At 62.7% G+C, this 1,004-nt stretch carries 1 pseudogene; it reads right to left on the bottom strand.

The features are described 5' to 3' along the window. Window positions 1-83: 83 nt before the first annotated feature. Window positions 84-921: pseudogene (locus tag SKC41_RS31730) on the bottom strand (IS481 family transposase); the annotation flags it as partial. Window positions 922-1,004 lie beyond the last annotated feature (83 nt).

The raw sequence follows: 1,004 nt of genomic DNA, 5'->3' as shown, positions 1-1,004 counted from the left end.
CGAGCTGACACCGATCAAACGAAAGCCGCCCCGGACCAACCGGGGCGGCTTTCACCTGCCTCTTGACAAAGAATGCCTACATATCAGTTGTACTGACCTGAGAGTTAGGTACGCGTGTGGCGGGTGGTTGTCCGCCGAGTGCGGTGTTGCCGGTGATTGTAGAAAATGCAGCCAGGCGGGCAGGGCGGTGTCGCGCTGTTCGGTTGAGTCGTAGAGCCGGGCATAGGCCCAGCCGTCGGCCAAGGTGCGGTGGAATCGCTCGATTTTTCCGTTGGTCTGAGGCCGATAGGGACGGGTTCGTTTGGGGGTGATCCGCAGAGCGGCGCAGGCGTCACGCCATGCGAAGGATCTGTAGGCAGATCCGTTGTCGGAGAGGACTCGCTCGACGGTGACGCCGCGCTCGGTGAACCACGCCACCGCGCGCTGCAGCACGCCGATCGCGGTGGCAGCTTTTTCGTCGGTACAAATCTCGGCGTAGGCCATGCGGGAGTGATCATCAATGACGGTGTGCACGAACGCCGTTCCGATCCTGGGGCGCCAGTTCTTCGCGCGGTCGCCGCGCTTACCGGTGCGGTGAGCCGTCTGGGCGGCGTTGTGCTTGCTTTGTTGTCGACTCACGAACTTGTGGCCGCCACCGTCGGGGATGTTGCCGAACTTGGTCACGTCGACGTGAATCAGCGCTCCGGGATGGGCATGCTCGTAACGGCGCAGCGGCTCACCGGTAATGCGATCGATGGCCGATAGGCGGTTGATCCGGCATCGGGTCAGCACCGCGTGCACAGTAGAGGCCGGCATGCCCAGACGACCAGCAATCTGCACGGGACCGAATCGGTGACGCCACCGCACGCCCACGATTAGCCGAACGACCTCAGGACGGGTGCGGGTGGGGCTGGTGCGCGGCCGCGAACTGGAGCTTGTCAAGTTTTTTGTGTAACGTGTTGTGCTCGTTGGGGTTAGAGGTAGGGGTTGATTCGTTCTGGGTAGGCAAGGGCGAGTTGGGCGAG

The sequence above is a fragment of the Mycobacterium sp. 050128 genome, from assembly GCF_036409155.1.
In the GTDB taxonomy this organism is placed as follows: Bacteria; Actinomycetota; Actinomycetes; order Mycobacteriales; family Mycobacteriaceae; genus Mycobacterium.
Note: the sequence above shows the minus strand (reverse complement) of the source record. Positions and strands in the feature narration are given on the sequence as shown.